This window comes from Bacteroidia bacterium (genome assembly GCA_039924845.1).
Lineage (GTDB): Bacteria > Bacteroidota > Bacteroidia > DATLTG01 > DATLTG01 > DATLTG01.
In genome coordinates, this window is record JBDTAC010000086.1 from 53686 (window position 1) to 80274 (window position 26589).

General features: G+C 37.9%; 19 protein-coding genes. 5 read left to right on the top strand and 14 right to left on the bottom strand.

Annotated elements, in window-relative coordinates:
* The 12 genes from ABIZ51_10295 to ABIZ51_10350 form a co-directional block, all read right to left on the bottom strand.
* Complete coding sequence (locus tag ABIZ51_10295) at positions 1 to 8358, bottom strand: gliding motility-associated C-terminal domain-containing protein (GenBank protein ID MEO7089169.1); 8358 nt, start codon at positions 8356 to 8358, stop codon at positions 1 to 3.
* A 177-nt stretch (positions 8359 to 8535) separates the two neighbouring features.
* On the bottom strand, positions 8536 to 10941 hold the full coding sequence (locus ABIZ51_10300) for a TonB-dependent receptor (GenBank protein ID MEO7089170.1): 2406 nt from the start codon (positions 10939 to 10941) through the stop codon (positions 8536 to 8538).
* A gap of 112 nt (positions 10942 to 11053) precedes the next feature.
* Positions 11054 to 11413, bottom strand: a complete 360-nt coding sequence (locus ABIZ51_10305; protein ID MEO7089171.1) for a DUF6769 family protein — start codon at positions 11411 to 11413, stop codon at positions 11054 to 11056.
* A 220-nt stretch (positions 11414 to 11633) separates the two neighbouring features.
* On the bottom strand, positions 11634 to 12014 hold the full coding sequence (gene gcvH, locus ABIZ51_10310) for a glycine cleavage system protein GcvH (protein MEO7089172.1): 381 nt from the start codon (positions 12012 to 12014) through the stop codon (positions 11634 to 11636).
* Positions 12015 to 12136: 122 nt separating this feature from the next.
* Complete coding sequence (locus ABIZ51_10315; protein ID MEO7089173.1) at positions 12137 to 13201, bottom strand: VOC family protein; 1065 nt, start codon at positions 13199 to 13201, stop codon at positions 12137 to 12139.
* 139 nt (positions 13202 to 13340) lie between these two features.
* Positions 13341 to 14210 (bottom strand): hypothetical protein, encoded by an 870-nt coding sequence (locus ABIZ51_10320; GenBank protein MEO7089174.1) that lies wholly within the window; start codon positions 14208 to 14210, stop codon positions 13341 to 13343.
* 9 nt (positions 14211 to 14219) lie between these two features.
* Positions 14220 to 14666, bottom strand: coding sequence for an LptE family protein (locus ABIZ51_10325; GenBank protein ID MEO7089175.1), 447 nt, complete (start codon positions 14664 to 14666; stop codon positions 14220 to 14222).
* 88 nt (positions 14667 to 14754) lie between these two features.
* Positions 14755 to 15990 carry a sigma-54 dependent transcriptional regulator gene (locus ABIZ51_10330; protein MEO7089176.1) on the bottom strand — a complete coding sequence of 412 codons (1236 nt, stop codon included), beginning with the start codon at positions 15988 to 15990 and terminating at the stop codon, positions 14755 to 14757.
* Positions 15991 to 16006: 16 nt separating this feature from the next.
* The gene (miaB, locus tag ABIZ51_10335) at positions 16007 to 17446 is read right to left on the bottom strand and encodes a tRNA (N6-isopentenyl adenosine(37)-C2)-methylthiotransferase MiaB (GenBank protein MEO7089177.1); all 1440 of its coding nucleotides are present in this window, start codon (positions 17444 to 17446) and stop codon (positions 16007 to 16009) included.
* Between the two features lie 808 nt (positions 17447 to 18254).
* Complete coding sequence (locus ABIZ51_10340) at positions 18255 to 18731, bottom strand: hypothetical protein (GenBank protein ID MEO7089178.1); 477 nt, start codon at positions 18729 to 18731, stop codon at positions 18255 to 18257.
* Between the two features lie 10 nt (positions 18732 to 18741).
* Positions 18742 to 19731: a T9SS type A sorting domain-containing protein gene (locus ABIZ51_10345; GenBank protein MEO7089179.1), complete on the bottom strand. Its 990-nt coding sequence runs from the start codon at positions 19729 to 19731 to the stop codon at positions 18742 to 18744.
* A 296-nt stretch (positions 19732 to 20027) separates the two neighbouring features.
* Positions 20028 to 20963 carry a gliding motility-associated C-terminal domain-containing protein gene (locus tag ABIZ51_10350; protein ID MEO7089180.1) on the bottom strand — a complete coding sequence of 312 codons (936 nt, stop codon included), beginning with the start codon at positions 20961 to 20963 and terminating at the stop codon, positions 20028 to 20030.
* Positions 20964 to 21217: 254 nt separating this feature from the next.
* On the opposite strand from ABIZ51_10350, the gene ABIZ51_10355 reads away from it, so the two are divergent.
* Together ABIZ51_10355 and ABIZ51_10360 are read left to right on the top strand one after the other, a co-directional pair.
* Complete coding sequence (locus tag ABIZ51_10355; protein ID MEO7089181.1) at positions 21218 to 22435, top strand: hypothetical protein; 1218 nt, start codon at positions 21218 to 21220, stop codon at positions 22433 to 22435.
* Between the two features lie 10 nt (positions 22436 to 22445).
* On the top strand, positions 22446 to 22892 hold the full coding sequence (locus ABIZ51_10360) for a hypothetical protein (GenBank protein MEO7089182.1): 447 nt from the start codon (positions 22446 to 22448) through the stop codon (positions 22890 to 22892).
* Positions 22893 to 22947: 55 nt separating this feature from the next.
* Here the strand turns inward: ABIZ51_10360 and ABIZ51_10365 are convergent, their stop codons facing one another.
* On the bottom strand, positions 22948 to 23766 hold the full coding sequence (locus tag ABIZ51_10365; GenBank protein ID MEO7089183.1) for a DUF6089 family protein: 819 nt from the start codon (positions 23764 to 23766) through the stop codon (positions 22948 to 22950).
* A 282-nt stretch (positions 23767 to 24048) separates the two neighbouring features.
* On the opposite strand from ABIZ51_10365, the gene rpsF reads away from it, so the two are divergent.
* From rpsF to rplI, 3 genes are read left to right on the top strand one after another with little or no spacing between them, the layout of a single operon-like run.
* Positions 24049 to 24399 (top strand): 30S ribosomal protein S6, encoded by a 351-nt coding sequence (gene rpsF / locus ABIZ51_10370; protein ID MEO7089184.1) that lies wholly within the window; start codon positions 24049 to 24051, stop codon positions 24397 to 24399.
* Positions 24400 to 24410: 11 nt separating this feature from the next.
* Positions 24411 to 24680, top strand: coding sequence for a 30S ribosomal protein S18 (gene rpsR / locus ABIZ51_10375; GenBank protein ID MEO7089185.1), 270 nt, complete (start codon positions 24411 to 24413; stop codon positions 24678 to 24680).
* Positions 24681 to 24699: 19 nt separating this feature from the next.
* The gene (rplI, locus tag ABIZ51_10380) at positions 24700 to 25146 is read left to right on the top strand and encodes a 50S ribosomal protein L9 (GenBank protein ID MEO7089186.1); all 447 of its coding nucleotides are present in this window, start codon (positions 24700 to 24702) and stop codon (positions 25144 to 25146) included.
* A 117-nt stretch (positions 25147 to 25263) separates the two neighbouring features.
* On the opposite strand, the gene ABIZ51_10385 is transcribed toward rplI, so the two are convergent.
* On the bottom strand, positions 25264 to 26508 hold the full coding sequence (locus ABIZ51_10385) for a competence/damage-inducible protein A (protein MEO7089187.1): 1245 nt from the start codon (positions 26506 to 26508) through the stop codon (positions 25264 to 25266).
* Positions 26509 to 26589 lie beyond the last annotated feature (81 nt).

Below are 26589 nucleotides of genomic sequence, written 5' to 3' on the forward strand. Positions count from 1 at the left end.
TTAACGTAGTATGGTTATAGGTCCTGTATATACATTAGGGAATCGAGGATCGTTCAGATTAATAATGTAATAATAGGTTCCAACTGGTAATGGCTTGGCATTATAAGTACCATCCCATTTGGTGATGTATCCAGGAGAACTAAATAGTAATTCGCCCCAACGATTATATATCTCAACCAAACATTTTGGGAAATATTGGATGTTATCAATAATCCACGTATCGTTTTTACCATCTCCATTCGGTGTAATCCCATTCGGGAAGCTGATTTCAGGTAATACAGTAATTGTTACAGAGTCTCTTTCAGAACAACCGCTCGCATTGGTAACAGTTACCGTATAAGTAGTTGTTGTAAGAGGTGTAGCAACTGGATTAGCAGCTGTTGAATCGCTCAATCCTGTTGTAGGATGCCAAGAATATGTAGAGCCCGGAGGGCCGGTAGGACTGCCTCCAATAGTTATACTTGTATAGATGACTATTGTTTGATTAGCTCCCATATTGACAACTGGTAAAGGATTAGAAGTAACAGATACAGTATCCGCATCTGGACAAGTTCCGTTGGTAGCAACTACTACATAATCCGTAGTACCTGTTGGTGGATTTACTGAAACTGATTGCGTATTGGCAATAAGTACCATGCCCGGTAATTGAAACCATTGGTAAGTTAATCCACCTACATTTCCAGTTGCTTTTAGTGTAATATTTCCAGATTGACAGAAAGAAGTGTCGTTTCCAGCTTCTACCAAAGTGGTAACAGCGGCGGTTACTATTGCACTGTCTTTAATACTACATCCGTTTGCGTCCGTTACCGTAAGAATGTAATCGCCTGGTAAAATATTCATTAGACTTTGTGTGGTAGCCAATGAGCTTCCAGACCATTGGAAAGAGTATGGAGGAGTACCGCCGCCAACGGTTTCCGTGATAGAGCCATTATTTGCGGTATTACAAGCGGTGTTTACTACTATATGGGAAACTGTGATTGGAGTTGGGTTAATAAGTATAAATGTTTGTTGCGGAGTAGCACAACCGTTGGCATCCGTAACTGTAACCGAATAGGAACCAGCACATAAATTACTGGCTGTAGCAGTGGTGCTAATGGCTGGGTTCCAAACGTACGTAAACGGCAGTGTGCCTCCAGAAGGAATCACTGTAATAATACCGTTACAAGAACCAGCACACTTAGGTTGAGATACAAATGTCTTACTAAATGTAATGGATGTTGGTGTTGTGATTGTGAATACGAGTGTACGCACGCAGCCTGCATTGTCCGTTACTTTCAGAGAATAATTTCCAGCACACAATCCATTATCGGTAGCACCTATTTGACCGTTACTCCATGAATAAGTATAAGGAGAAACTCCGCCGCTGACCATTGCAGTGGCTGATCCGTTACAAGTACCATTGCACGTAATATTAGTAGTAGTAATATTTACTGTTGGGCTTGTCGGGTTATTGACTGGAATTGCAAAAGTTTGTTTACAACTCGATGCGTCCGTTACTGTTACGGTGTATGTTCCGGCACAAAGGCTGTTAATTGTCGCTGTGGTTTGAGCTCCCGGAGCCCACAAGTATGTATAAGGCGCTGTGCCACCCATTGGATTCACCGAAATACTGCCGTTACAAAGTCCGCAAGGAGTACTGCTTACACTTTGATTGATTGTAAAAGCCTGATTGGATGTTATAATGACTGTTTTAATAGTTGAGCAGCCCGCTGAATCAATTACTTGTACATTGTAGATGCCAGCACATAAACTATTTACCGAATTGGTTGTTTGTCCACCTGGTATCCATAGATAAGTGTATGGAGCACTTCCTCCAGAAGGAATGGCAGTAGCAGTTCCGTTGCAAGTTCCAAAACAAGTGGCATTTGTAGATGTAATCGTTACGGTTGGACCTCCGCTACTGTTTACCGTAATTGTTGTTGTGGAAGTACACCCTTTGTTGTCCGTAATATTTACATCATATACGCCAGCGCAAAGTCCGTTTGCGGAAGAGCTTGTTTGTCCGCTACTCCACATATATGTATAAGGAGCAGTTCCGCCAGAAGGCGCAAGTGTTATTTGTCCGTTACACATTCCACAAGTAGAAGCTGTAACAGTAGGATTTGCAAGTATTGTTGAGTTTTGTAGTATGGTGGCTAATCCAGCTGCTGTACAACCGTTCGCATCCGTAACAGTTACGGTATAATTACCAGCACACAAGGCGCTTGCTGTTGCAGTGGTTTGAGATTGAGAATCATTCCATTGGTAAGTATAAGGACTTGATCCACCAGCGGGTGTTATCGTTGCAGAACCATTGCAGATCCCATTACATCCTGCAGGCACAACACTTACAGGAGCTGTTAAAATAGTTGTTGGTACAATTGCAACCGAATCTTTAAATGTACACGCATTTGCATCTGTAATATTATAAACATATTCTCCCGGACACAAATTAGAAAGCGAAGATGTAGTTTGTCCTGTATTCCATGAATAGGTATAAGGCAACGTTCCTCCAGAAACAGTGAGAGTAATAGATCCATTGCAAACTCCCGCGCAAGTTGCTTTCACAGTCGTAGGTGTAGTATTGAGCGGTCCTGGTTGTACAATAGTAGTACTGTCAATTCGGATACATCCATTCGCATCCGTTATTTGAACGAAATATTTTCCCGCACATAAATTGGATACTGCATTGGATGTTTGCCCACCTGGTGTCCAAGAATAGGTATATGGAGAAACTCCCCCAGAAGGAACATCTGTAATTGTTCCGTTGCAGGATCCATTACAAGAAACATTCGTTTGAGTCATCATATCTCCTGAAGGTCCACTCGAATTACTTAATGGAATTACAAGTTTGCTCGAACAGCCATTTGCATCTGTAACAGTTACCGTATAAATACCCGCACACACATTGTTAATAGTGGAAGTTGTTTGTCCTCCAGGAATCCACGAGTAAGTGTAAGCGCCAACTCCTCCGGAAGGAACAGCTGTAATGGCGCCGTTACAGGTACCGCAATTTGCGGCAGCAGTTGTCGGTGTTATCGTAAGAACAGAAGGGTTTGCAATCGTAACCATTTCTGTGTCGGCACAAGAATGTGCATCGGTAACAATAAGAGTATATATACCAGCACACAATCCGTTTATGTTTTGCGTAGATTGGTTTCCAGGTAACCATTGATACGTGTATGGAGAAGTACCTCCAATGGGATTAGAAGATGCTGTCCCATTACAACTTCCAACACAAGAGGGGTCAGTATGAGTAATGTTTTCAGTAATTGGTAATGGTGCTGTGATTGTTACGTTTTGATTGGCACTACATCCATTCGCATCCGTTACAACCAGATTATAGGATCCAGGACAAAGATTATTTGCATTTTGAGTAGTTTGTCCATTACTCCAAGAATACGTATAAGGACTTGTTCCACCAGTTACAGTCGGATTAGCCATTGCATCACAACTGGCATTACAACTTACCACAGCATTAGGAATAGTAATTGCTATTTTAGCGGGTTGTGTAATAACAACTGTATTTTGTGACGTACAACCATTCGCATCTGTAACCGTAAGTGTATAAGATCCGGCACAAAGAGTATTGACATTTTGAGTGGTTTGTCCGCTTGTCCAAGAGTAAGTATAAGGGCTTGTTCCACCAGTTACAGTTGGATTAGCCGTCCCATCACATGATAAATTACACTTTACATTTGTATAAACAACAGAAGAAGAAAGTAAAGGAGGTTGTGTAATAACAGCTTGCTGCGTAACAGTACATCCATTGGCATCTGTAACTGTGAGCGTGTAAGTACCAGGGCATAGATTTACATCACTTGGTTGTGTGGCTCCATTCGACCAACTGTATGTATAAGCCCCTGTTCCACCTGTTACATTCGCTGTTGTTTTCCCATTGCAAGAACCATTACATGTTACGTTGGTAGCAGTGATTATTACACTAAGAGCAGTTGGTTGCACAATATTTATCACCACAGCCGTATCACATCCTTTTGAATCCGTAATGGTAACACTGTATGTCCCAAAAGAAAGATTATTTGCCACAGAGGTAACGGATACGCTTGGATTCCAAGCATACGTGTACGCAGAAGTACCTCCTGTAGGACTAAAAGAGATTGACCCATTATTACCACCATTACAAGATGGAGAGACAACAGTTGCGTTTGGAGATATTTTTAAAGGAGTTGTAACGGTAATAGTATCGAACGACATACATCCAGAAGCATCTGTCACTTTTGCGATATACAATCCCGAGCAAAGATTTGAAATCGAGTTGGTTGTTTGTCCTGCTGGCGACCAAGAATAAGTGTATCCCGGATTTCCGCCACTAGCAGTTACCGTTGCAGTACCATCGCAAGAACCATTACATGAAACAGGGGTGAATCCTCCTATTAAAACGGGTCCAGTGACATTACCTACGGCTATTTGAAATACTTTTACACATCCAGCAGCATCTGTAATGCTAACCGTATAAATGCCTGCCACGATATTTGTTATAGAAGAGGTTGTTTGTCCTCCTGGCGACCATAAATAGGTATATGCAGGTACCCCACCAGTAGGAGCCAAGGTAATACTTCCATCATTCATCGAACAATCTGCTTTTACAACCGTTGGATTATCTGCTATCGGCGGAGCTTGGATTATCTTAACGCTATCAATAGCACTGCACCCATTCGCATCTTTTACCGTTACTAAATAAGTACCTGCACAAAGGCTATTTATAGACGACGTTGTTTGTCCACCTGACCAAGAATAGGTATAGGTTCCTGTACCTCCAGAAGCTGTTACAGTACCTGTACCATTACATCCTCCGTTGCATGAAATATTAGTTTGACTTGTATTTAAAGTAAGTTGTGGTGGATTAGAGAATACCACAGTTGATGTATTAAAACATCCATTTGCATCCGTCGCAGTGATAGTATAGGTTACCCCAGAGCACAAGCCAGTAGCTGTTTGCGTTGTCTCTCCACTTGGATTCCAACTATATGTGTAAGGAGATACTCCTCCTGCAGCATTTGCAGTGGCTGTTCCATCGCAGGAATTAAAACAACTCACACTATTGGATGAACTGGTAATAATAATATTAACTGTTGGATTAATAAGAATTGCTTTACTTGCTATACATCCATCTGCATCCTTTATTGTAACAGTATAACTTCCAACACATAACGCCGTAGCATTCGCCGTTGTTTGCCCATTAGACCAAGAATAAGTATATGGAGAAGTGCCTCCAACAGCTGTTACAGAAGCAGATCCATTACATATATTACAACTCGACGTAGTGGATGTAACAGAAACAGAAAGCAGTGTAGGCTGTGTTATACTGAAATTGGCTGTAATAAAACAACCATTTGCATCCGTTACCTTTAAAGAATATCCATTCCCAGCGCAGAGGTTTAAAATGCTGTCTGTTGTTAAACTTCCAGGCATCCATAAATACGTATATGGAGCAGTTCCTCCAGTTACTGTTGGCACTGCTTTTCCATCACAAGTGCCAGAACAACTTGCATTTTTTACGACAATAGCTACATTAAGCGGTTGAGGTGCTATTAATGTAACCGTCGCAGAATCCTTGCATCCATTTGCATCGGTTACAATCACCTTATAGGTTCCGGCGCACAAATTGTTTATTGTCGCTGAAGTTTGACCTCCTGGCGACCAAGAATATGTATAGACTCCTGTCCCACCTGAGGCAACAGCGTTTATAATCCCGTCGCACTTTCCGTTACAAGAAGGAGGAGTATTGGTCGTTAATAATGACAGTAAAGGCGATTGAGTGATAGTAACACTTGTATTCGCAGTACAACCATTTGCATCTGTAACTGTAAGAGAATAAGTTCCGGCGCACAGACCTGACAATGTAGGAGTTGTTTGCGCTCCAGGCGACCATGAATAAGTATATCCAGCCGTTCCTCCATTTACATTGGAAGAAATGCTAGCATTACAATTTCCATTACATGCTATGATTGCAGGACTTGGAGTAATCCCAACTGTTAAAACATTAGGTTGAGTAATTTTAACCTTTCCAGTTTGAGTACACCCGTTAGCATCCGTAACGGTTACGGTATATGTTCCAGCGCATAAATTAGCTACTGAAGAAGTTGTTTGTGCACCAGGCGACCAAGAATAAGTGTATCCAGGTGTCCCACCAGAAGGATTGGCTGTTACAGAACCGTTGCAAGCCCCATTACAAGATATATTTGTACCTGTTGGACTTACGGTCAAAACAGGAGGAGGGATAAGTGTTATACTTTGAGAGCTAGTACAGCCATTGACATCCTTAACCGTCAATACATAAGTGCCAGCACAAAGTCCAGATATGGCAGATGTTGTTTGTCCACTGGACCATGAATAAGTATAAGCTGGAGTCCCTCCACTTGTAAAATCAGTTATGCTACCATTACAAGAACCGTTACAAGTTATTTTTACTAACACCAGTGAATCTTTGAGTGGGGCTGCTGGTTGAACAATTGTAACTGATTGTGTCCCCGTACATCCATTAGCATCTGTAACAGTTACGGTATATATGCCCAGACATAAATTAGATATAGAAGAACTTGTTTGCGCTCCAGGCGACCAAGAATACGTATATGCTCCTGTTCCTCCAGAAGGCAAGGAAGACGCTGTGCCAGTACAACTTCCAAAACATTTTACATTTGTACTTGTTGCATTCGGGTTAATTTTAGCTGGTTGAGTGATATTGAAGGATGCCGTTGCGCTGCAGCCGTTTGCATCTGTTACGGTTACACTGTATGTCCCAATACAAAGAGTAGCAGCACCTGTTCCTACTACAGTACTTGGTGTCCATGAATACGTGTAAGGTGCTGTGCCTCCTGAAACAGGTGCTACTGAAACGGAACCGTTGCACAAACCAAAACAAGTTACATTACTGCTGGAGGGGGTTAAAATAAGTTTAGGAGGTTGCGTAATCAGAACAGTGGCTGTTCCTGAACAAAGGGAATCATCTTTAACTGTTATGGTATAAGTTCCAGGACATAAATTAGAAATACTTTGTGTTGTTTGTCCGTTTGACCAAGAATAGGTATAAGATGGATTATTTCCTCCTGTGGGTGCACAAGTGGCCGTTCCATTGCAAAAGCCATTGCAAGTAACATTCGTAAAAGTAGGATTCGGGGCAATTGGAAGAGGTTGCGTTATGGTAGCAGAGGAAGTAGATGTGCATCCATTGGCGTCTGTTGCTGTTATCGTATAGCCTCCTGCACACAAATTAGTGGCACTGTAAGTTGTTTCTCCACTTGGAAACCACGAATAAGCATATGGAGTTACCCCTCCCGAAAAAGAAATACTAATACCTCCATTGCAGTCTCCAAAACAAGTAGGCTTCTTCTTGATTGCTGTATTGGGCAACAATTGGCTTGGCACAGTAATCACAAATCTAAAATTATATTTTGTGCTGCCATTTCCAAGATCTGTTACAACAAATGCGTAATTTCCAGCACAAGCATTGTTAAGCGTATCTCCACTTGCATTCGGAGGACCAATCCATTGATAAGTATATGGACCAACTCCTCCTATGATATAAACCGCAAATGTAATAAGTTGCCCATTGCATTGTCCATTACAAAGTGGATCTTTATATTTGATATGGATACTATCACTACCAGGTAAATCGAAAAGTGTCACATTACTATACCCTCCTGATTGAGTAGTATTGGAAAAAACGATTCTGCTTAAGCTAAATGTAGTGTGAGTAATATTATAATTGGAAATATTTCCGCTGCCGCTGAAAGCTGCCGTTAAACAAACGGCTGAATTTGCTAAATTTAGACTTTTGTGAAGTGCATTTGGAGGAGCATTTATCAGGGACGCATCAATTAATTGTCCGTTAGAAATAAAATTTCCAGCAATAAGGTTAATCGAATGATTTCCTCTAAGTACAAGCGGATTATTTAAACTCCAAGAACCATACGCATTATCAAAATAAACATCGCTTGTTAGCGATTCAGAAGGGTCAATATTAATGATATTTCCAGTATATCCCGATTTAAAATAAATACTTCCTAAAAAATTATTTTTTAAATCGGATGAAATATTTAATGAGCCGTAAATGTTTAGTTTATCTGTTGCTGTGCCTTGTAAAACAGGATAGAGTATATTGTTTGTGAAAACTAAATTCCGGCAATTTACTGAGCCGCTTATTTGCACAGTCTCATTACCCCAATTAAAAGAGTTCTTATCGAAAAAAACATTGTCGTTGGCTGTCGGAACAAAAAAACCATGTATTCCTCCGCTTGTTGCAGACCAATGCGAAGCATCCGTCCACGAACCCGAACCACCTATCCAATAAAGATTTCCTGCATAACTGCTGAAAAGAAAAGAAAAGAAAAGAAGGGCTGAGAGTATGTGTTTTTTCACGCAAAAAGAATCATAATTATTAAATTACTCGTTCGTACTCGTCTCCGCTTCAACGTAACTAAAAGCTTTTAGTTACGTTTTTCCGCTTTTAACTCTTAGCAAATGTAGGAGAATATTTTTAAAAAGAAAAAAGCCGGAAGATATATTATCCTCCAGCTCTTGTTAAAAACTATTTTTTTACTTTAAATCCAACGGAACTGTTATTTTAAAACCAATATTTCTACCCATGTTAAACATTCCCATTCTGCCAGTTGCGTAGTTGTATCCAAAATATTTTAAACGACTCAAATGATCTTGATAAGCAGCGTCAAAAAGATTATTTCCCATCACCGAAAAATGAAAAAGCGTTTTTCCAGATCGAGAAGTAATATCTGCACCAAGACCTATATTAAAAATGGTATAGCCAGGAGTTGGAGTTTCCGTATTATACGCTAAAAAAACTCTGTTTTGAGCAGCAAATAGCTCCACTTCCGCTTTTGCGAAAAGATGTGAAAAATGGGTATATTTCTTCTTAAAAGTAGCCCTCAAATCACTTGTTAAATGTACAGGAGGAATAAAAGGTAAATATTTCGCACTGTCGGCTACTGGCTGTCCATTCCCTTTATTTACAGCAAAAACTGCTGAAAATCCATTTTCGAAATGCAGCCAATCTGTTGGATGAATGTCTAAACTAAACTCTCCGCCATACAATTCCGCATGCGATGCCGTATATTTAAACGTTTGATTCCCTGTAACGATAACAGAATCTTGACCTTTATTGTTGGTTAATTTTTGATTGTAGATATAATTAGAAATATCATTGTTAAATAAATCTAAACTCGCTACTACGGCTTTGGAAGTATAGGAAAATCCGAGATCCTCCTGCAAACTAAATTCAGGACTTAAATCTGGATTGCCAATTTGATACACATTCGTGCCAGGATGTACACCATTGGCGGATATTTCAGCAATATTGGGAGCACGATACCCTCGTGCAATATTTGCTTTTATCAAAAATTTGTCTGTAACATCGTAGCTTCCTCCAAAGCTTCCGGTAACGCCGGAAAAGGTGTGTTTATAATTTCCAAACGGACGACTCGCTCCCAGCGTATCACTACCCGTTACTGTTTCATCAAAACCAGTGGAAGCATTTGGCTTAACGTAAAGTGCGCTGTTGTTGAAAAAGCGCGAATCGTACCGAACTCCTCCAGAAACTTCCAAACGATTAAATGTTTTTTTAACCACTGCAAAAGCGCCAGCATCCAATGAATTATACGAAGGAATCACTGCCTCCGTACCTTGCGAAGAATTGTTGGATTGATACATTCCATTGATCCCGACAATCGGTTGCCAACCTTTTTTTTCCGGGAAATAATATTTGGTATCGTATGAAAAAGTATTTAATACCAAATCTAAACCGGGTACATCTGGTGCTGTAGGATGGCTGTATTCTCTACGAATGCTTTCTTGATATCCCAAATTAACCGCCAATTTTCCGTTTCCGAGGATAAAGTTATTGGTTGTGTAAAGACGGTAATGTTGAACATGTTGATGTAAAATACTGATGTCGTATGTATTTAATTCTGCTGGAGAAACCACTGGGCGAAATAAATCTGCTTCTGTAATTTGTTTGGTAAACTGCCCTGTTAGCGAATCTCGGCTGCCATCTGGAATTTCTTGCAAATCATCAAACACCGAAAAATTCAATCGGGAATAACCCCATGATTTATTTAAACCAACCGTCCCGCTGGCATCTGTTTCTCGAAACGCTGTTCCATAATCACGCCCATCGTATTTATTTTGATAGTCCATCGCCATTTTATGCGACACGCGCCCTAACCACTCGAAGCCATTAGCAGCACTGCCAGACAGCATCGCAGAATTCCCAATCATTCCATTATTGGTTTGATATTCGCTCAACACTTCCCCTTGTATTTTTCCTTCGGGAGCAACTGGTGTTGGAATGATATTTACCACGCCTGCCAAGGCATCAGAGCCATACATCAAACTTGCTGGACCTTTGATAATTTCTATTTTATCAATATCGTATTCGTCTGCTTCTATTCCGTGTTCATCGCCCCATTGTTGCCCTTCCTGGCGCAATCCATCATAAGTTGTAAGCACACGATTGTATCCCAAACCGCGGATAAAAGGCTTGGAAACATTGGGTCCCGTAGTAACGGTACTTACACCTGGCACTTTCGCAATGGCATCAATCGCATTGGTAGCCATGTTTTGCTGCAGGTATTCGTGATCAATAGAAACGATCGGCACCGGACTTTGTTTTACTTCCGTAGCTTGCGAAACACCCGTTATGGTTACTTCATTGCCTTCTGTGGCGGATTGCTTTAGTGCGAAATTTTTTGTTGTAACAACAGCAAAATCAAGAGTTACCACCACATTTGCATAACCCAAGTATTGCACTTGCACCAAAAATTTTTTTTTCGGGAGATTACTGATTTTATAAACGCCGTTGATGTCGCTTACTGCACCTTCTTTTAAATCTGGGATATAAACGGCAACTCCAGGAATCGCCTCTTTGGTATCAGCATCCGTAATAGTGCCGCTTAATGTTTGGGCGTTCCCCAAAACTAAAATTCCCATAAAAAGGACGAGAAAAAATATTTTTTTCATTCTAATTTCTTGATAAATAAATTGTGTGAAAAAACCATTTCGAAAAATTATTTTTTCGAAGGTAGCTAATTGTGTTTTGTTTTTACACGATTGTAGGAGGAGCTCTTGCTTTTAAGGTATTCTGATATTCCTTTTCAGGAGTATTAAAAATCAATTTGGCAATAAATAGCGCGGATGTTTTTTCAATCGAAAAATTATTTTTTTCAACAGAAAATATTTTAATTAAATGCGCCGAGCACACAAAACAAACATCCGTAGAACTGTTGTGTAAATGTGGATTCTGAGTGTTGCTGTGAGTTAAATCATTGGAACTGTCGCTGCCGGTATAAATACATTTCAGCTCCTCTTCGTGATGGTGAAAAGCGCAAAAAGGAAACTGCACGTATAAAAAAACCGTGAGTAATAAAAGTCCTGAAATGCGATTGCGTAATTTCTTTTTCACCGTTTTTATAAGTCGAATGGCGACAAATATACTATAATATTTTTTTCGACTCCTGTTAAAAAATCTTAAAGAAAAACAAGATTATTGCTTAAAAAAATATTTTTTTGAACGATAAATTTCTACGAATAAAAAAAGGCATCGAAAAATTAATTTTTCGATGCCTTAAAATGCGATGAAATAAATATTAAAAATGGTGTCTGAAAAATTATTTTTTCAAAAATTAATGTCCCGTTAAAGCTTTATAATCTTCCACAGAAAGCAACTCGCTCAATTCATTTTTATCGCCGATGCTGATTTTTACCATCCATCCTTTTCCGTACGGATCTTTATTTACAACTTCCGGATTGCTTTGTAATTCAGGATTTATTTCCAACACACTTCCTGTTAAAGGCATAAATAAATCGGAAACTGTTTTCACGGCTTCCACCGTTCCAAAAACTTCTTCTTTGTTCAACGATTCTCCTTGTGTTTCAATTTCTACGTACACAATATCGCCCAATTCGTTTTGTGCGAAATCAGTAATTCCGATATACGCGTTAGCACCTTCTACACGCACCCATTCGTGGTCTTTGGTGTATTTTAAATTCTCAGGAAAATTCATAGAAATATTTTTTTGTTCGCGCAAAGATAAATTATATTTCCTATCCGAAAATTATTTTTTTGAAAGAAAAATGAGCTTTGAAAAATTAATTTTTCGAAGCCCAAAAATCGTTAAAAAAAATTTTATCCGCGTACGCGATTTAAGGAAAGCGACTTGAGCAGCCACATTGGTAAAGATTTTTCCGGATTCCTTTTTTGTAAATTCAAGTACCAACCTATTTTTTTAAGAATCGGAATTTTATGTGTTTCCACGAATTCTATCAGCGTTCCATCCGGATCTTCGATGTAACTAAAATGTCCTGCAGCTTCGCCCATATCAAAGGAATTAGCGCTATCCACCGTAAACGGAAATCCTTTTTCAGTACATTCTTTTTCCAAATTCGCCATGCCAGTAATATCAAAACACAAATGGATAAAACCTAAATCTCCCCAAAAGCGATTCACAAATATTTTTTGTGGTGTGCGATCGTAAATTTTCACCAATTCAATTTGACTCGCGCCCAACAAACGACTGAAACTACCTTTGCGCAAACCGCCATGTTTTAATAATACGCGACGCACTTTATTTTTTCCACTCGGCAAACAATTAAAATCATCAAAAACACCTTCTTCATCGTACACCACTTCGTTATAACCCAACACATCGCTGTATAATTTTCGCGCTTTATCAATGTCGGAAACACCAATCATACAACCTGCAGAACCGCCAGTTAATTGTTTTCCTTTGCTGATGCTGAGCCAATCCCAGCCCTTTACTACTTGAAAAAGATTTCCGAACGGATCACGCATAAAAAAATGTTCATTGCCTGCTGGATCTTTTAATATTTCACTTACTAAATCTATATTTTTAGATTTGTAATTTTCGTAAGATCCTTTCACATCAATGGTTTTGATACGGGTACAAAAAATTCCATAATCGCCCAATTGCAAATCAAATGTAGCAGATTCCGCTTTACGACTGGTATATTGCCATATTTCAAAACCGCCGCCACCTTTTAAATTAATGGCTAAAATAGCATGACGCGCCTGCGTTTTCCCGCCCGTGTAAGGCAACATCAACTTTGCTTCCGCAGCTTCTTCAAAAATAGGAATGTCCATCCCGAACGTTTGACGATACCATTTGAAAGCCTCTTTTACATTAGGAACTCCGATGCCAATTTGTTGTATGCCTACGATGTTTTTTATCATAAAAGAAGTATCTGTCCGCTTTATAGCTTTGCGAAAGTAATTTATTTTTTTATTCTTTCCACTATTAAATTAGCGAAATTAAACACGAAAACAGATTCTTTTCGTAAAATTTAATCGATAAAAAATCAGTCAGTAAAAATTATTTTTTTTGATTTAAAAGTTTTTTCAAAGCACGAATTTTGTCGTTGAAAAAATTATTTTTTTGAGGATGTTTTATTTTTAATTTTTCAAACGCATGGATGGCTTTTGCATAATTTCCTTGCTGTTCGTAAATATTCGCGAGCGTTTCCGTTACAAAAAAATCATCGTCCATCACACTTTGGCGCGCCATATTTACGGGCGAATAAAATGCAGTTTTAGGTTTTATTTTTGGAGCGTCTTCAATAAATTTAGAGATTAAATCCGTTGCATTATCTGTTGTTTTTGATTCCGAAATTGAGGTTTCATTTCCATCTGTTTTTCGCAACCAATCCGAAAAGGAATGTTTTGTTTTCGTAAAATTCTCATTCGCTTTTTCAATCAGATTTTCAACAACAGGATTTTCTGATTCCAATTTTATTTCTTCGACTTGAATTAAATTCAGCTCGAAAGATGCGCTCACAGCCTCTTTCAAAATTTCTTGATCAACCGCATCTGAAAAATTATTTTTTTCAGGCTCCAAAATTTGTTCTTCTTCGCGCTCTAAATTACGAACGATACTTTCTTCATTTTTAGGCGCTACCAAATCGGGCGTCGAAATATTATTTTTTTGAAGTGCTTTTTCTTCCGCAGTTTTACTCGTTTTTTTGATGAGTTGATACAACACCGTTCGGTTGCCGGAATAAGCAGCCGCCTTTTTTAATTGTGTATTGTAATTGATATTATTGTCGTTGTGAAGCGCTTTTAAATACAACAAATGCGCCGTTTGAAAATACGGAAATTGTTCTAGCACTTTTTCTATTTCTGCTGCATCCTTTGCCGTTAGCTGCTCAGGAGTTTTTATAAATTGTTTAAATTGTTGAAGATTCATTTGTAAAAATCACCAATTGTTTAATGCTTTGTTGAAAATATCTTCTGCTAATTGCTTATTTATTTGCGTAATCAAATCGTTTTCTACCGCTGCCAATTGCTGACTGCTATTGTAATCCGCGAAGCGAGAAAAACTGGCTTCAAAATTTTTTGACTTGTCGAATTTACTTGCGTATTTTACTTGCACCGTAATGGTAAGGCGCGTCAGCGCGGATACATCGCCTGGTTTAATTGCCAAAGGCTGTGTAGAAAATCCGGTGATAGAGCCTTCAAAATTCAAATCTCCGCCTTTGTTGATAAGCGTAAGATGTGTTTGTTGCGAAAAATAATTTTTTAATTCTTCCGTAAAAAGCTGACTCAATGTTGGTCCTGCCAAAGGCGCATAATTCGGAAAATACTGTATGGAAATTGTTTTTGCCTGAGGTGGAACACTCGCGCCATTAAAGGAATAACTCATTTTACAACCAGAAATAAGCAAGAAAAAACAAGAGATAAAAAATAAATTTTTAGTTTTTTTCAACTGATTTTTTAGTGCCATTCGTTCGTTATTCTTGAATATTGTATTCACTTATTTTGCGATACAACGTACGCTCGGAAATACCTAAATCTTTCGCCGCATATTTTCGTTTCCCACGGTATTTGTGCAAGGCTTTTTTTATTAAATCAACTTCCTTTTCTTCAATGGAAAGAGATTCTTCAACTACTTCTACCTGTTCATGAAAATCAGGATTGTATTTTGTTTTCGGATGAATTTGAACACCATTTTTATCTGTAGAAAGCGGATTTATATCGTCGTAAATTTTCTGAATTATTGGATGATTTTCTGCTTGAAATTCTTCGGAAGAAAAGTTTGCGTTTTTCATTAAACCCAACACTACTTTTTTCAAATCCGTCAAATCTTTTTTCATGTCAAACAACACTTTGTACAATAAATCACGTTCCGAAAAATCGTTTCCCGAATTTTCTCCTCCTCCCAAAACCATTGGCAATCGTGAGGCTTGTATTTGCGGTAAATACTTTAAAAGCGTTTCGGCGTTGATGTCTTTGTTTTTTTCGATGATGGAAATTTGCTCAGTAATGTTTTTAAGTTGACGTACATTTCCATTCCAATAATAATTAATAAGCAGTTGCTCTGCCTCTGCATTCAGCTTTATAGTAGGCATTCGGTACTTTGCAGAAAAATCAGCAGCAAATTTTCGGAAGATTAAAAAAATATCATCTTTACGTTCGCGCAAAGGCGGGATGTTGATGGGCACAGTGTTTAAGCGATAATATAAATCCTCTCTAAACTTTCCTTTTTCGATGGCTTGCGTAATATTCACGTTGGTGGCAGCAACAATTCGAACATTTGTTTTAAGCACTTTTGAAGATCCTACTTTTATAAATTCACCTGATTCTAAAACACGTAAAAGTCTTGCTTGCGTAGCGATTGGAAGCTCTGCTACTTCATCTAAAAAAATAGTTCCACCATTGGCTACTTCAAAATAACCTTTGCGTGCTTCATGTGCGCCAGTAAATGAGCCTTTCTCATGTCCGAACAATTCAGAATCAATTGTTCCTTCTGGAATGGCGCCGCAGTTTACAGCAATGTATGCACCGTGTTTACGCGTACTTAAATGATGAATAATTTGTGGAAAAACTTCTTTTCCTGTTCCGCTTTCGCCCGTTACCAACACGCTCAAATCCGTTGATGCCACTTGTTTGGCAATATCAATCGCTCTTTCCAAAGCAGGAGAACTACCAATAATTCCAAAACGATTTTTTATTTCTTGTACAGTCATTTTTAGAATTCAGAAATTAAGAAACAACTTTTCCAATTAACGTTGCAGGCGTGCAAGACGTTACCAATACATTTACGTAATCTCCCTTTTTAAAATTCTCTTTCGGAAAAACAACTACTGTATTTTGTGAATTACGGCCTGAAAAATGCTCCGTGGATTTTTTAGAAACGCTTTCCACCAATACTTTGTGCACTTTTCCTACTCCTGCTTTTATATTTTGTTCGGATGATTTTTGTTGTAAAGTCAATATCTCGGTTAATCTTCTCGATTTTATTTCTTCCGAAACATCGTCTTTGTATTTGCGCTCTGCCAATGTTTTCGGGCGCTCAGAATATTTGAACATGTAAGCGAAATCGTATTTCGCCCATTCCATCAATGAAAGTGTGTCTTTGTGTTCTTCTTCTGTTTCGCTGCAAAAGCCAGAAATAATATCGGTAGAAATGCCGCAATCAGGAATTATTTTTCGGATGGATTCGATGCGACTCATGTACCATTCGCGAGAATAACCTCTGTTCATCATTTCCAAAACTCTTGAATTTCCAGACTGCACTGGTAAATGAACGTATTTGCAAATGTTCTCGTGTTTGGCAATCATGTGTAATACATCGTCTTGCATATCTTTCGGATGCGATGTGCTGAAACGCACGCGCAGCAAAGGGTTTACCAAAGCAACTTTTTCCAATAATTGCGCAAACGTAGTGGCGTTTTTTAATTCTTCGTTGGTCGGATTGTCTTTTTTCAAACCTCCACCCGTCCATAAATAACTATCTACATTTTGTCCGAGCAACGTTACTTCGCGATATCCTTGTTCTATTAATTTTTTGGCTTCTTCCACAATACTTTCTGGATCACGACTGCGCTCACGACCTCTTGTGAAAGGCACTACGCAAAAGGAACACATATTATCGCAACCGCGCGTAATGCTGATAAAAGCGCTCACGCCATTGGTATCCAAACGCACCGGACTAATATCCGCATACGTTTCATCGCGCGAAAGTAAAACGTTTACCGCTTTCTGTCCGCCTTCTACGGTTTGTATTAAATTGGGTAAATCGCGATACGCATCGGGTCCAACCACAATATCCACTAATTTTTCTTCTTCCAATAATTGCGATTTCAAACGCTCCGCCATACAGCCCAAAACGCCTACAATCAAATCAGGATTACTTTTTTTTATTTTTCTGAAATCTGCTAAACGTTGACGCACGCGGTTTTCCGCGTTATCGCGAATAGCACAGGTATTTACAAAAATAACATCCGCTTCGTTGTAATCTTTTGTTGTTTCAAAACCTTCTCCCGCAAGTATAGAAGCCACAATTTCGCTGTCCGAAAAATTCATCGCACAACCATAACTCTCCAAAAAAAATTTTTTTCCGTTCGGCTTTTTAGGCAAATCCATTTCAAGTAATTCTCCTTGTCTGGATTCATCAATTGTCTTATTGCTTCCTGCGTGCATTATAAATAGATTTTTGGAACACAAAAGTAAGCAATTTTGGATAGTGTCTCCATTTGAAATTTTAATCTAAAAGAATTACAATGTTGGAAATGGGATTTCTATCACTTTGTAGGCGAGTTCGAATACCGAAATTACAGCTCAGGCTGTCGCGGATGACTCTTCGAGTTTGGAAACTGACTCAGTAAGTGCCACGGACGATATTTCACCTGACGCGCTGACAGGTGACGCTTGCGCGGACGCGTGTGCGCCTGACAAAATTGCAGCTCACGCTCGTGCGGACGACACTTCGGGTATGGAAACTGACTCTTCAACTCGCGGGGACGACTCTTCGGGTGCGGAACTTGACTCTTCAACTCGCGGGGACGACTCTTCGGGTCTGGAAATTGACTCTTCAACTCCTGGGGACGACTCTTCGGGTGCGGAACTTGACTCTTCAACTCGCGGGGACGACACTTTGGGTCTGGAAATTGACTCTTCAACTTGCGCAGACGATACTTCGAGTCTGGAAATTGACTCTTCAACTCGCGGGGACGACACTTTGGGTCTGGAAATTGACTCCCCACCTTCCAGCGGATGGCAAACTGGTGCGTTGCGTCCACAAACCCTGAGAAAAGGCAGAAAATGAAAAGCTAAGAAGAAAGAGAGAGAGTAAATTTTTTTTCATACAGCTAAATAAAACTATTTACAGTTTAAAAGCAAGAAATAGTTTATAAGTTTGAGAGTTCTATGTTTATAAGTCGCAAGTGGAGAAGTTGTAAGTTCGAAAAACGGGATAGGATTTCAGGTTACAAAATCTAACAGCAAAAAATTACTTTTCCTTTTTCAACTCGGCAATTTCTTGTTTTAGAACAAGTATTTCTTTTTGCATTTCAATAATCTCAGCTACCGAAATTTTATTTTTATTGTCGGCAAGTATTAGGTCAGAGGCTGTTGCTTGAATAACAAAAGAGCTATCGTTTGCAGGAACATATATTAGCCCTTTTTCAGTAAGCGATGCTTGCGTTGCACCTGTAAACATTTGCCATGTACAAGGAAATGTACTTTCTCCATCGGTACGAAAAAGCTCTCCGTTATTTACACCAGTAGTACTTGGTGCTAAACGAAAAACATCCACGTGTAATTTGGCGCGTACGGTGCCGAGACTGGGAAAATTCCCTATACCTGCTACTTGGTTAGGCACAAAATTATGAACTCCTGTAGCAAAAGGAAATGCTATAAATTGAGCATTTAAAAGACCTGTTAGCAAGCACAGGGCTATAATTAACCTAAGTTTTTTTGTTTTCATGGTTTTGTTTTTAGTTGATTATTATTTTTTGTTTGAATACTCTATTATTGATTTCTATAATTATAAAATACATTCCGGAAGACAAATTTCCTTTTTGAAAAATGTATTCATCATTAGCTAAATTTACAGTTCCATCCCTTACCTTTCTTCCTAACATATCGAAAACAGAAATAGTTGCGCTTCTGATAGAATAGCCATCTGAAAAAGTAAATGAAATGGTGGTGTTTTGCGAAAAAGGATTTGGGGCAATGAGCATTGTATTTTTTCTTGAAGCAATATCATTTGTTCCTGTCCATTCTGAAGCACAGGAAGCTGTCGAATCATCCGTCACACAAACATCATCCACTAAGTACCAAGCCTCCATCTCGTACGCATATGAAGTATCATTATAAATTAGTATATGGTTTGTAAGGGAATCGTCAAAAAAATCACCAATATTTATGTATGTATATGCCGAATCTGCAATAAACGATCCGGAAATAACCGTCCAGTTCAGTGTATCGGCAACAACACTATCTGTATATACTTGCGAATAATTTTTTATAAAAGATATAGAATGTGTATAATTTGAAGATATATCATTCTCGCTATCTATTGGCATGATATAAGAAACAGTAGAAAACAAAGCTCCTATTTTATTGCTGGCACTATTTGCCAACCATCCTGGAGAAATCATTAAACGGACTGCAAAAGATACAAAATATTTTTTTCCTATTTGCAAAGGAGTTATCAATAAACTACCAATTGTTTCACGCTGATTAGGGGGATTTTCGCAAAAAGAACATAAATTACATGTAGCTATTTGAGCATCACCTATACCTGTTGTATCAGTATAACCGTATTTATTATATATATATGTCGGTACTGTATATTCTGAATCGGAACTGCAAAAATTGTTATAATTAGGTGCAAATGCTACATTAAACCATCCATTAGCAAAATATATTTGACCAGGAGCATAAGGGCAAGAATCGTGTTGTTCAAAACTCCAATTAGGCACAAGGTTCTGTGCTTGTGTAAAAAAAGCAAGAGAAAAAATAAAACAACAGAAGAGTAAAAGTTTTTTCATACAGCTAAATAAAACTATTTACAATTTAAAAGCAAATTTGGTTTATAAGTTATAAGTGAAGAAGTCGTAAGTCATAAGTTTGAGGTTTTAATTGGTACATCAGCACATTTTTAAATTTGCACACTCACACTTGTGCATTTGCCATACTCGCTAACATAATCATCCCGATTAATGTTAATGTCTGTAATCGTTTTTTCATAGTTTTTAAATTTAAAGGTTAAACTTATTTATTTGATTATTTGAACAAATCCTTTTTTAATTTCTTTGTTAGGTAATTTCAAAATATAATAATACGTACCTGCACTCACGCCATTCGCTTTCCAATCGTTTTGATAATTTAAACTTTGGTAAACAATATTTCCCCAACGATTGTAGATGATTAATTCACTATTCTCCGGTAAATCTTGTATTAAAAAAACATCATTTTTTCCATCGCCATTCGGAGTGAAAACATTAGGAATACTGAAAATTGAAGAATCTCCGCAAGCATAAACACTCACATCATCTATATAGTAATAAACCCCTATAAGAGTTCCTCCGTTTTCTGTACGCAATGTATCTGTACTTGGGCTGCCATTAAAATCACCAATAGTAATATAGTTTTCACCTCCTTGCGCAACAAAATCCCCTGACACTAACATCCAATTTTGCTGATTTGATAAAAAGGCTCCATTCTGATTTTGTACTTGAGGTTCGTACAATAAGTTAGTATCAATAGTATTATTAACAATTGCACCATTTGAAAAATAAGCTCCTATTTTACTTACTGCGTACTCCTCATTGTCAGCCAAAGACACATAAAATTGAACACAATATGTTTTATTCGCGATAAGACTCGATAATAAAGGCGCTTCTATGTATTCCCTATATCCATCCGATACATTAAGCCCAAACCCACAATATGCTAAACCTGTTCTTGCATACTGGTATCCTATGGCATTGGATGGAACATTCAATCCTGTTAATGTAGATGCACAAGCATTAAAATAATCTGGTGAACCAATAGTAGGAGCAAACCAAGGAAAAGCATAAGAAACTTGACCTCCGTTATCAGGGGAGGTATCGTGTATTTCAAAACTTGGGTTGGGTACAAGGTTGGTTTGTGCTTGTGTAAAAAAGGCAAGAGAAAAAATAGAGTAAAAAAGGAGTAAAAGTTTTTTCATACAGCTAAATAAAACTATTTTTGGATTAAAAGCAAGAACCAAAGTTTATAAGTTCAAAAGAATTAATTCTTATTTTTCAAGCCCTTAAAAAGAGTCATCTAAAAAATAATTTATTCATCTAATCTTCAGAACGGGAATGATACATTGCAGCCGAATTATTGTTTTGCTTTTAACTTTAATTGTTTGGTGTTGTCCAACTGGCTCAAGAAAATGAAAAAGAAAGATTTATCTGTTTTAAAGGAAGGAATTGTTTTTTGACTATAAAAAAATGGGGCAGTATTTTCGTTATTGTCATGGCAATTATTACTAAAATAGACGCGCAATCGAGCCAGAACGAAAATTCAACTATCAATAAAAAAGATACCGTTGAACAAAAGGATGTGATGGATGTAGCCGATAAATTATTTAAGCTCAAACCTTACACAAAGCCCGACACCACAAGGTCTAAAACGGGGACAATACTTTTATCCGTTTTTCCTGTTGTGGGTTATGCGCTTCAATCGGGTACTGTTGGTATTATTGCTACCAATGTTTCCTTTTACGCAGCTAATGGATCCACCAATTTGTCGTCCCTTACATTCAATCCGCAATATTCCATTATGCATCAAGTTGTTTTGCCTTTGATAACAAGCGTTTGGAGCAAAAATAATAAATGGAATTTTTTAGGTGATTGGCGGTATTATAAATACCCTTCTTACACTTACGGCTTGGGAAGTCGCACTTTACTGACAAAAGTAGATTCCTTGGATTATTCCTACATTAAATTTTATCAAGAAGCACTTCGAAAAATAAGCACTAATTTTTACGGAGGTATCGGTTACAATTTAGATTATCATTACAATATAAAGGATTACAGCCAATCAACCGATTTCCAGAAATACGATCGAGGAGCCACTAAAACAACCTCTTCCGGACTCATTGCTCATTTAAAATACGATACTCGGACTAATCTGAATAATCCTATTAATGCTTTTTTTGCGAGTGTATCGTATCGGTATAATTCTACTTTATTAGGAAGTGATCAAAATTGGCAAGCCATTCAGATAGAAATGCGGAAATACATCAACCTTAATCCTAATGGCAAAAGTGTGTTGGCATTTTGGAGCTGGAATGAAATTACGTTGGGTGGCAAACCGCCTTATCTCGATTTGCCAAGCACCGGCTGGGATACGTATAACAATACTGGAAGAGGCTACATTCAAGGCAGATTTAGAGGAGCTGATATGTTTTATTTAGAATCTGAAATTCGCTTTAATATTACGCGCAATGGATTATTAGGAGGCGTACTTTTTGCCAATGACGAAACTGTTTCTCGCTATTTAGGAAACGATAATGACTTTCTCAATCCGGGCGAAGGTATTGGCATCCGACTAAAACTGAACAGGTTCTCCGATACTAATTTATGTGTTGATTATGGTTTCGGAACAGATGGATCAAGAGGTTTTTTCTTTAATATTGGAGAAGTTTTTTAAAAAAAAAGCAATGAATTATCTAAAAAAAAATATCGGAATTTTTTTACTAACAATGGCGCTGTTGCCCAATGCTTGCACAAAAGGAACTAACCCAGAAGGCAGCAGCAATGTACCAAATGTGTCCGTAAACATTAGCATCAATATAAATAATTTAACCTATACTTCTCTGAAAACAGTTGGAGGAACACTTGCCTTAACGGGAGGTTACAGAGGAATTTTGCTTTATCGCAGAGATGCTAATACAATTATGTCGTACGACCGCACCTGTACTTATGATCTTTCGGATGCAAACGGGGTAGTGCAAGTGCAAAATAACGGAACAGCCATTTGCTTGGATTGCTCTTCCACCTATACTTTATACAGCGGATCGGTCAATTCAGGACCAACTACAATTCCTTTAAAAACGTACGCCACTACGTTTAATACCACTACAGGCGATGTAACGGTAAAGAACTAAAAAAATAATGATGCTTTTTAAGGGCTTCAAAAAAATATTTTTTCGAACCGCTTTTTTAATGAAAACTATAACAGGAAGTATGTTTGCCTTTCAACTTAAACGTAAGTGTTACGCCTGCAAACGAATACCAATCGGTCGTATTATTTCCTCTTTGTCTGCCAACATCGTCTATCGGATCGGTAGAAAGACTTCTATCTGATAAAGCAGCTGCCATAATGCCGTGCGAAGCTGCTAATTGACCAAAATTAGGATAAGTTCCATGCACATCGTCAATATAACCAGTAAATGTTTTACGCATACCCCATTCAAAACCCAAACCAATGGTTTTAGAAAAACTCATTTTAATACCCACGCCAAACGGAATACTCGGTTGGATAAGGTTATAAGCCTTTCCTTGCCCTTCTGTATGAAGCGGTTGCAATGCTACCCAATTGCCATTTACGCTTGCTTGCGGATTAAATTTAAAAACGCCCAAGCCTATAAAAATATACGGAGTAAAAGTGTGTTTTTTATCGCCGATGGCATAGGGTAAAAAATTAAATTCCCACTGCACCGATAATTCATCCACCGGAGATTTAAAACTCAAGTTACGATCACGCGATGCCAATACATTCGAATAAGAATCATCGCCCTCCAATGTACCGAAAAGTAAGTTGGCGCGTAACGCAAAACGTTCGCTAAAATTATGACGAAAAAGCACGCCGCCAGCAGGTTTCGTAAACCCATCAAAAAAACCAGAAGGTGCAGGATTAAGTTCTCCGATATAAAAAGAACCTCCCAAAAAAATACCAATTTCGTTGCTTCTCTCTTTCACTTGGGCGAAAGTTTGCCCCAGTAGCGCAAATAAGAAAAAGCCCGTAATTATTTTCTTCATTTATTTTATTTTTTTAAAAGGAGCAACGCGAAAAAATATTATTCTCGCAAAGCTAATCCGAAATTTGATTTCTCACAAATATTTTTTTGATGGGATTATTTTATGTTGGAAAAGCGTGTTCGAAAAATTATTTTTTTGAAGCCTCAAAAACGCTCTCTAAAAAAGACTCTATTTCACTCCATTTCGGGATTTGAAAGAATTATTGTGTAATTCCGAACTATTTCCTACATTTGCATCCCTTTTTTAAGGAAACAAAAAATAAATAATTCTAAAAAAACAAACATGAACCATTACGAAACCGTTTTCATTATGACTCCCGTTTTGTCTGAAGAACAGGCAAAGGAGACGGTTAGCAAGTACAAAAAGTTACTTGCCGACCTTGGCGCAAAAACAGTCCACGAAGAGAATTGGGGACTACGCAAACTGGCTTATCCAATCCAGAAAAAAACAACAGGATTTTATCATTTAGTTGAATTTCAAGCACCCGGAACTGCTATTGCCGAATTAGAATTGGCATATAAACGTGACGAGCGTTTGTTGCGCTTTTTAACCGTCGCGCTGGACAAACACGCTATCGCTTACAGCGAAAAGAGACGCAATAAATTGAAAGAGAAAAAAGAAGTTACAGCTTAAAACCTAAGAAAATGGCAGAAAATAATTCAGAAATCAGATATTTAACTCCGCCCACGGTGGATGTGAAAAGAAAAAAGTATTGTCGTTTCAAAAAGAACGGAATCAAATACATTGATTACAAAGACGGTAACTTTTTATTAAAATTTGTAAATGAGCAAGGTAAAATTTTGCCGAAAAGGCTTACTGGAACTTCGCTTAAATACCAACGCAAAGTGGCTCAAGCGATTAAAAGAGCGCGTCATATTGCTGTATTGCCTTACGTAGGTGATATGTTGAAATAATTTTTAGACAAAAAACGACATGGAAATAATTTTAAAACAAGACGTTAAACACCTTGGATACAAGGATGACGTGGTAAAAGTGAAACCAGGTTTCGGTAGAAATTTTTTAATTCCAAAAGGATTAGGAATTGTTGCCGATACTGCCAGTAAAAAAATGTTGACAGAAACCGTTAAACAACGTGCTTACAAAGAAGAAAAAGTTAAAACTGCTGCTGAAGCTACTTCCAAAAAATTAAAAGATATGGTAGTAAAAGTAGGAGCAAAAGTAGGCGAAAATGGCAAAATTTTTGGATCTGTAAATGCGATTCAATTGGCAGATGCAATTAAAAAATTAGGCTTCGATGTAGAACGTAAAAACATTACGCTGAACGAAGAACACATCAAAACAACAGGAACGTACAATGCGGAAGTTAGACTTCACAAAGACGTAATCATTAGCGTTGTTTTTGAAGTAGTTTCAGAATAATTTTTTCGTGATTTATTTTAAAAAGAGCAGATGAAAATTTGCTCCTTTTTTTTGTGAAATTTAGTGCTTCGAAAAAATAATTTTTCAAAGCACTTTTCCAACACTTCAAATTATTTATTATTCTGCCAATAAAAATTTCCGAAATACATTTAATGCGGTGATGGAAGCGCGCTCGATATTTCTTTCGCGATGCGTACCAAATAAGAACTGTTGCGAAAAAATATTTTTTTGAGAAGCCACCGCGATCCAAACAGTTCCAACTGGTTTTTCGTTTGTTCCGCCTGTCGGACCTGCAATTCCTGAAATAGCAATGGAAAAATCAACATTCATTTTCTGCAATGTATTTTTCGCCATTGCTTCCACCACTTCTTTACTTACTGCTCCAAATTGATTGATATCATTGGGATTTACATTCAGCTCGTTTATTTTCAATTCGTTGGAATACGGAATAATAGCGCCTTTAAAATACCCCGAACTTCCAGAAACACGTGTAATTAAATGCGATAAATAACCGCCAGTACAGCTTTCGGCAATGGCAATTGTTTTCCTTTTCTCGATTAATAGTTGTCCGACAATTTCTTCGAGCGTTTGTTTTTCATATCCAAAAATATGCTCTGGAATTAGGCTTTCCAAGGTTTTTATTTTTTCTGCAACTATTTTTTCGAGTATGCCTTTTTCTTTTCCGGATGCCGATAATCGCAAACGAACCATTCCTGATGAAGGAAGATATGCCAGTTTAATTCCTGATTTTTCAAGGCTTTCCTCCCATGCTGCAATTTTATTTGCTAAAAATGATTCGCCAATTCCTTGCGTTAAAACGGTGCGATGCAAAATAAATGGCAGCGAAAAATTATTTTTCAAACGCGGAATAACTTCTGTTTCCATCAAAGCCTTCATTTCGAAAGGCACTCCAGGCATCGAAACAAAAATTTTATTTTTTTGTGCAAACCACATTCCTGGAGCAGTACCGTTTTTATTTCGCAGAACGATGCAATTCTCTGGCACTTCGGCTTGTTTCCGATTCACTTCCAACATGGGAGTTTTACGGTTTCTAAAAATAGTTTCTACATCTGAAAAAACATCCGCATCAAAACGTAATTTGGTATTAAAATAATCGCAAAGCGTTGTCTTTGTAATGTCATCTTTCGTAGGACCTAGACCGCCTGTAATTAAAATAATATCTGCTCGTTCTGCGGCTTCGTCCAAAGCTTTTAAAATGTGTTCCCGATTATCGGAAATAGAAGAAATTTGTTTTATCTGAATGCCTACAAGATTTAATTCTTGCGCCATCCAAGCGGAATTAGTATCTATAATTTGTCCGATTAAAATTTCATCGCCAATGGTTATTATTTCTGCCTTCATCTGTTTTTCTTTTTACAAAAGAACAAAAAATCAATCGTAAAATTTATTTTCTTGCTTCGAAAAATTATTTTTTCAACATCC

Excerpts from the sequence above, each read along its gene's own strand:
- ABIZ51_10300 (MEO7089170.1), bottom strand. The coding sequence starts at position 10,941 with ATGGGAATTTTAGTTTTGGGGAACGCCCAAACATTAAGCGGCACTATT.
- gcvH (MEO7089172.1), bottom strand. The coding sequence starts at position 12,014 with ATGAATTTTCCTGAGAATTTAAAATACACCAAAGACCACGAATGGGTG.
- ABIZ51_10315 (MEO7089173.1), bottom strand. The coding sequence starts at position 13,201 with ATGATAAAAAACATCGTAGGCATACAACAAATTGGCATCGGAGTTCCT.
- ABIZ51_10320 (MEO7089174.1), bottom strand. The coding sequence starts at position 14,210 with ATGAATCTTCAACAATTTAAACAATTTATAAAAACTCCTGAGCAGCTA.
- ABIZ51_10325 (MEO7089175.1), bottom strand. The coding sequence starts at position 14,666 with ATGAGTTATTCCTTTAATGGCGCGAGTGTTCCACCTCAGGCAAAAACA.
- ABIZ51_10330 (MEO7089176.1), bottom strand. The coding sequence starts at position 15,990 with ATGACTGTACAAGAAATAAAAAATCGTTTTGGAATTATTGGTAGTTCT.
- miaB (MEO7089177.1), bottom strand. The coding sequence starts at position 17,446 with ATGCACGCAGGAAGCAATAAGACAATTGATGAATCCAGACAAGGAGAA.
- ABIZ51_10340 (MEO7089178.1), bottom strand. The coding sequence starts at position 18,731 with ATGAAAACAAAAAAACTTAGGTTAATTATAGCCCTGTGCTTGCTAACA.
- ABIZ51_10350 (MEO7089180.1), bottom strand. The coding sequence starts at position 20,963 with ATGAAAAAACTTTTACTCCTTTTTTACTCTATTTTTTCTCTTGCCTTT.
- ABIZ51_10360 (MEO7089182.1), top strand. The coding sequence starts at position 22,446 with ATGAATTATCTAAAAAAAAATATCGGAATTTTTTTACTAACAATGGCG.
- ABIZ51_10365 (MEO7089183.1), bottom strand. The coding sequence starts at position 23,766 with ATGAAGAAAATAATTACGGGCTTTTTCTTATTTGCGCTACTGGGGCAA.
- rpsF (MEO7089184.1), top strand. The coding sequence starts at position 24,049 with ATGAACCATTACGAAACCGTTTTCATTATGACTCCCGTTTTGTCTGAA.
- rpsR (MEO7089185.1), top strand. The coding sequence starts at position 24,411 with ATGGCAGAAAATAATTCAGAAATCAGATATTTAACTCCGCCCACGGTG.
- rplI (MEO7089186.1), top strand. The coding sequence starts at position 24,700 with ATGGAAATAATTTTAAAACAAGACGTTAAACACCTTGGATACAAGGAT.
- ABIZ51_10385 (MEO7089187.1), bottom strand. The coding sequence starts at position 26,508 with ATGAAGGCAGAAATAATAACCATTGGCGATGAAATTTTAATCGGACAA.